The sequence below is a fragment of the uncultured Methanobrevibacter sp. genome (assembly GCF_947170395.1).
In the GTDB taxonomy this organism is placed as follows: domain Archaea; phylum Methanobacteriota; class Methanobacteria; order Methanobacteriales; family Methanobacteriaceae; genus Methanocatella.
In genome coordinates, this window is sequence record NZ_CAMVTE010000056.1 from 1 (window position 1) to 6,042 (window position 6,042).

7 protein-coding genes are annotated in these 6,042 nt (G+C 35.0%); 4 read left to right on the forward strand and 3 right to left on the reverse strand.

Features of this window, described 5'->3' with window-relative positions; genetic code table 11:
• Positions 1 to 197 (forward strand): 4Fe-4S binding protein (locus Q0W04_RS10240; RefSeq protein WP_298502938.1); only part of this gene is annotated, 197 nt, incomplete at its 5' end.
• 39 nt (positions 198 to 236) lie between these two features.
• On the opposite strand, the gene pyrC is transcribed toward Q0W04_RS10240, so the two are convergent.
• Entirely contained in the window at positions 237 to 1,496 is a 1,260-nt protein-coding gene (pyrC, locus tag Q0W04_RS10245) for a dihydroorotase (RefSeq protein ID WP_366938655.1), read from the reverse strand.
• Positions 1,497 to 1,586: 90 nt separating this feature from the next.
• Between pyrC and Q0W04_RS10250 the strand changes: the two genes are divergently transcribed.
• Complete coding sequence (locus Q0W04_RS10250) at positions 1,587 to 2,669, forward strand: nucleotidyltransferase family protein (RefSeq protein ID WP_298502943.1); 1,083 nt, start codon at positions 1,587 to 1,589, stop codon at positions 2,667 to 2,669.
• Here Q0W04_RS10250 and Q0W04_RS10255 read toward each other — a convergent pair.
• The gene (locus Q0W04_RS10255) at positions 2,661 to 3,680 is read right to left on the reverse strand and encodes an ATPase (protein WP_298502946.1); all 1,020 of its coding nucleotides are present in this window, start codon (positions 3,678 to 3,680) and stop codon (positions 2,661 to 2,663) included. The genes Q0W04_RS10250 and Q0W04_RS10255 overlap by 9 nt on opposite strands.
• 67 nt (positions 3,681 to 3,747) lie before the next feature.
• Entirely contained in the window at positions 3,748 to 3,981 is a 234-nt protein-coding gene (locus Q0W04_RS10260) for a KEOPS complex subunit Pcc1 (protein WP_298502949.1), read from the reverse strand.
• Positions 3,982 to 4,216: 235 nt separating this feature from the next.
• Between Q0W04_RS10260 and rplJ the strand changes: the two genes are divergently transcribed.
• A complete protein-coding gene (rplJ, locus tag Q0W04_RS10265) occupies positions 4,217 to 4,699 on the forward strand; it encodes a 50S ribosomal protein L16 (RefSeq protein WP_298502951.1) in 483 nt (160 codons plus the stop codon).
• Between the two features lie 184 nt (positions 4,700 to 4,883).
• Positions 4,884 to 6,042: PEP/pyruvate-binding domain-containing protein (locus Q0W04_RS10270; RefSeq protein ID WP_298502953.1), on the forward strand; the 1,159-nt coding region annotated here is incomplete at its 3' end.

The window sequence follows — 6,042 nt, forward strand, 5'->3', positions numbered from 1 at the left end:
TTGACGGCGAACCTGTCGCAAGAGACAGAATTGCATTCAACCCATCTAAATGTGATCAATGTGGTGACTGTATCGAAGCATGTCCTTACGACATGATTCACAAAACAGAAAATCCTAAATTACCAATTGCAGGATTCTGTACCTTATGTGGTCAATGTCTTGAAGCATGTCCTGAAGACGCATTATGTTATAAATAGGTGTGTAAACACACCTTAATTTTTTTCTTTTTTTTAAAATTAGTTAATTTTGTTCATTACTGTTTTTCCATTGACGATTGTCATTACAGGCATTCCAATATATGTCCAACCATCAAATGGTGAATACTGCGCTTTTGTTTTAAATTCGTCAATATTGAATTTGCCTTCCCGTTTCAAATCAATCACGGTAAAGTCGGCATCCTTTCCGATGGCAATTTTTCCTTTGTTTTCAAGGCCATAAATTTTTGAAGCGTTTTCGGATAAAATTTTTGGAATCACATCCAGACTTAAATTTCCTTTATTGACTTCGGTTAAAAGAAGAGGCACCACTGTTTCAAGATTAGGAATTCCCGGTGATGAATTCCAGACTCCCTTTGTTTTGTCTTCCAGGGTATGTGGAGCATGGTCTGTTCCTATTACTGAATTTTCATCCAAATCGCTGATTTTGACGCTGTCGTTTTTTTCACGAAGCGGAGGATTTGTTTTTATGAATGTTCCATATGTATTAAATGCTGAATTGTCAAGCAACAGGTGGTGTGGTGTAAATTCCCAGCTTACAGGCTGTGTTTTGCTTGCAGTTTTGGCAAGATTCAATGATTTGGCCGAACTCAGATGGCAGATATGCAATCTCAAATTGTTTTTTCCTGCAAGTTCGATTGCCTGTGCGACAGATTCGTCTTCTGATTTTGCAGGTCTTGCATAACTGTAGTCAATAGCTTCATTTTCTTCTTTTTGCTTTAATATTTCTGTTTGTTTTAAAACGATTGACTGCTTTTCACAGTGCACTGCAACTAAACCGTTATAGTCTGTGGTTTGTCTCAAGGTTCCCAAATCATTAAATATTTTCTTCAGGCTTTCGTCATCTTCCAGATCCATAAACACTTTGAAGGAAACTGGATTTAGCTCTACCATCTTTTCCATTTCCTCCAGGATGTTATGTCCTGCCTGAAGCTCGAAGTTAATGATGGATTTTTCCTGTGCAATTTTTATTTTTTCTTTAAGGGCTTTGTATGTATTTGTTTTCGGAAGGGTATTGGGCATATCGATGATGGTTGTAAATCCTCCGTTTGCAGCGCTCATGCTTCCTGTTTTGAAGTCTTCCTTTTGTGTCAGTCCAGGGTCTCTGAAATGAACATGGGGGTCGATAAAACCTGGCATTAGGTAGTTGTTTTTTATATCGATATATTCATCCGCCTTAAGAGGTGTTTTTGAAATGTCTGATATTTTTCCGTCTTCCACTTTAATGAAATATTCTCCGATGTCACCGACAAGCCTGTAATTTTTTATAACTAAATCCATCATTAAATCCCCTTGTAATTTTAATTTAATGTTTGTTTCTCATTGTTTAAAACATAATCTTTTTTTAATTTAAAAGGCATATTTCATATTATGTCTTCAGTTTCAAACATTCTCATGCGCGATAGGGAATTATTTTTCAGTGATCTTTGTGAGGAATATGAAATTTCAGATACTTCAGATGACATCAATCTGGTAGCTGATTTTACTGAGTATAATCCTTTACATAACGGTCATTTTCATTGCATGAAAACTGCAAAGGGTATGTTTCCTAGTTCGTTATTTGTAGCTGTTGTACCGGGCTTGTTTGAACGAAGTGGTCGAGGTATACCATATATATTGCCAAGGGAAATTAGGGCAGAAATTGCAATTTCTGTTGGTGCAGACATTGTTGTTGAAGGACCTCCCATGGGAATTATGGGCTCCGGACAATATTCATTATGCCTTTGTAAAATGTTTCAGGCTTTAAACACAGATTACATACCGAGAGGATACAAGCCAGTTGACGGAATGGATGAAATCCTGAAAAGGATAAATATGGGACATCATGTCGCTTCTAAACCATATAAGATTGTGGACAAAACTGCCAATGAGATTCTCATGAAAGGCAAATTGGAGGAGGACAATTACGTCATCACTTCATTTTCCAATTCTTTAAGTAAAATAGACTTTGACTATAAGGACAAGTTTATTTTTGTAAAGCGCATTGAAGGCGTAAGCGGCACTCTTATTCGTGAAAGCATTTTAAATGATGATTTTGATGGCGTGGTTGATATGATGCCCTCAAAAACTATTGAAGTTTTAAAACGTGAAATCAAAAACGATGCAATAATCTATGGAATAAGAGACATTGACCGGATTTTGGATACTGCAAACAATTACTCTTTTGATGATCTCTCTGCTCTCAATCTGTTCAACGATAAGCTGGCCCGAAGTATTGTTGAAAATAGACCATATGATGATATTGAGCAACTGCAGAATGCGATTCTCCAGGGATTTTCCACCCATTTTCGCCAGAGAATCCTAAGCATTCTGGAAAATCCGATACCTAAAAAAACAATTTCACAATATATTGACAATTATCCTTCACTAATCAGGGTTTTGGGATATAAAAATAAGGAAAGTTTAGAAAAATTTAAAAAAAAGGTAAATAATGAAAATATTTCATTATTTTGATGTTAAAACTGTATTTACAACATTTTGTGGATTTTTAAGTGCAAATATTGCATCCATAAATGTTGAATAGCTTGAATGTAAGAAGAACAGGTAAACTATGTAGTACAGCACTACTAAAATCACAATAATCAATATGATTGTGAGGAGTATATCAACAACGCCCATAGGTTCTTTTTCTTCCTGATAATTAAGGTTGTGGATGTTTTTATCTTCACCCTTTCCGCCCATTTCTCTTGCAATTTCAGCTCTTATTCTTGCTTCCATTTCTTCTGGAGTTTCATTTTTTGGAGCTTTAACTGTTTTCTTAATAGGTGCCTGTTTTTCAGGAACTTCCTCAACAACTGGTCTTGGAGCATATTCTTTTTTGGTTAAAGATCCGTATTGCTCTTCATCTTTAGCTAATTGCTCTCCTAATGGAACCTCTTTTTCATCAAAGTATAAATCATCCAAGTATTTTTCGTATTTGTCTTCAAGATCTTGTCTTGCAGATGTTGGCTGTGGTTCATAGCTGTGGTCTGGATAAATGTATTCAGGCTCTTGGGAAACCGGCTGCTGAACCGCTTCTTCTTGAGGATAATATTCATATTCGTTTTGTGGTTCTTGTTGTGGAGGCTGTTGGTATAGACTTTCATCTTCGCTTAGGTAAGATGATTCCAATCCTCCGGAATATTCAATATTGTCTTTTATATTGTATGGAGAATCATCACTGATAATTTTGTATTCCTGGTTGGTTTCTTCTGCAGGAGCATATGGTATTTCATATTCTTCCTGTGGTTGGTAAACACTTTCTTCTACAGGTTGTTTCTCAACTTGCACAGGTTCCGGTTCGACTTCAGGTTGAGCTTCAGCCTGTGGGCTTGTATTGTCCAATCCGAGTCCAACGATTTTTTCCAAACAGTCTTTACAATAAACTTTTCCAGCAATCTCTAAACCGCATTCTTTACAAATAGGTTTTCCGCATATCGCACAGATGTCTGTGCCTTCTCTTTCAGGATGATAATGACATTCCATAAATAACACACTCTAACGAATAAATTTATATTAATGTATAATATTTATCATTTTAATTTATATAAAATTATTGTTTATTTGTTTTTTCAATAATCTTTTCTGCAACTATTTCCGATGCAATCAAATCATCAACTGTTGCAAGGAAACTGCCCAGGCTTTCACTGTTAATTTGATAATTGACTGTTCTTTTGTCTAAGTTGCTTTCAAGGTAGTTTTCATTATCAATTTCCAATGAGTTATATATCAGTGAAGCAGATTCTTCATTTTTATAATTTAATGTTATCTCGCCTTTTATTTTCATTTTTTTCACGTTCTCTAGGATAATAAATATTATTATATTTGTTTTCCAAATTAATTTTATCGATAAAAATTTTTGAAAATATGGTAACCTTTATTAATGACTTAATTAATATATTTAAGTATTCTATATATTACGATATATGATTTTTATATAGCTATAATTGGAATCAAATTTTACATAGCTATTTTTAATTAGACATGTTCAATCATGTTATTTTTATTTCGGAGGAATAATTATGGTTCGTGCTTACACAAGAAGAGATTACATTAGAAAAACCCCAAATTCAAGAATCGTACAATACGATATGGGTAATTTAAGAGATGAATTCCCTGTGTCCTTAAGTTTAGCTGTTAAAAAACCAGCTCAAATCAGACACAATTCTTTAGAAGCTGCAAGGATTGCTTCTAACAGATTAATGCAAAGGGCTGCTGGTAGAATGGGTTACCACTTAAAATTAAGAGTATACCCTCACCAAATCGTAAGAGAAAACCCAATGGCAACCGGTGCAGGTGCGGATAGGGTACAAAGTGGTATGAGAAACGCATTCGGTAAACCAATCAGTGTTGAAGCTATCGTTAAAAAAGATCAAAGAGTCATCACTATTGACTGTAACGAAAAGAACTTTGAACAAGCTAAAGTTGCATTGAAAAGAGCAGGTATGAAATTGCCGGTTCCATGCAAAATCGTTGTTGACAAAGGCGCAGAATTAATTAAATAATTTTTTTAATTAATTTCTTTTTACTATTTTTTTTATTATTTTAACTTTTTTTTTGAAATTTCCTGATTTTTATAATTAAATATTTAAACTTTAAAATTTAAAATTAATATATAGTATTGACGTTGTTTTTTCTATCTAAACTAATTGTCAATTTGATATATTTTAATCCGAGAGGTTATATTTCATGTATGTTGTAAAATTTGAGGATTTGAACAAATCCGATATTGGAATTGCAGGTGGAAAAGGTGCTAATTTGGGTGAATTGACTCAAGCGGGCATTCCAGTACCACCAGGTTTTGTAGTAACTGCACAGGCATATGAAAAGTTCATGGATGAAGCAGGAATTAATGACAAAGTCATGAGCATTCTTGATGAAATTGACATTAATGATACCAAAGCTCTTCAGGCTGCTGCTGAAGAGATAAAAAGTATTATTGTTGAAGCTCCTATTCCTGAAGATTTAGTTTTTTTCATTCGCGAATATTATAATGAACTCTGCCAAAGAGTTGGCGAAGACGATACAGATGTAGCTATCAGGTCTTCAGCTACTGCAGAAGATTTGCCTGAAGCTTCTTTTGCCGGTCAGCAAGACACTTTCTTGCATGTTTCCGGTGATGATGAAGTAATTGAATACATCAGAAAATGTTGGGCTTCCCTGTTTGAAGCTAGAGCTATTTTCTACAGAGAAGAAAATGATTTTGAACACTCCAAAGTTTACATCGCAGTTGTTGTTCAAAAAATGGCAATAGCAGACAAAGCTGGAGTAATGTTTACCGTAAACCCATCAACCGGCGAAGAAATCGCTTTGATTGAAGGATCATGGGGACTTGGTGAATCAGTAGTATCAGGAGATGTAACTCCCGACAACTATCAGGTTGACAAAAAGAACAATGAAATCATCAATGTAACCATCAGTGATAAGAAAGTGATGTACACCAATGATGAAAGCGGTACCAGTGTAAAGGTTGAAGTTCCTGAAGAAAAAAGAAAAGAAAGAGTATTGTCTGATGAAGAGCTCATTGAATTAACTGAAATGGGTAAAAGAGTACAGGCTCATTATGGTGAACCGATGGATACCGAATGGGCTTTTGAAAGAGATAACTTATTCTTATTACAAGCTAGACCTATTACCACTTTAGGAGATGTTGTTGAAGAAGAAGGAGATGCTTCATCTGATGTAGGTGACGTTCTCGTTCGTGGTCTTGGAGCAAGTCCTGGAATGGCATCCGGTAAAGTTAAAATTGTTTTAGACATCGATGAATTGGATAAAATTGAAGAAGGAGATATCATGGTTACAACAATGACCACTCCTGATATGGTGCCTGCTATGAGAAGAGCAAGCG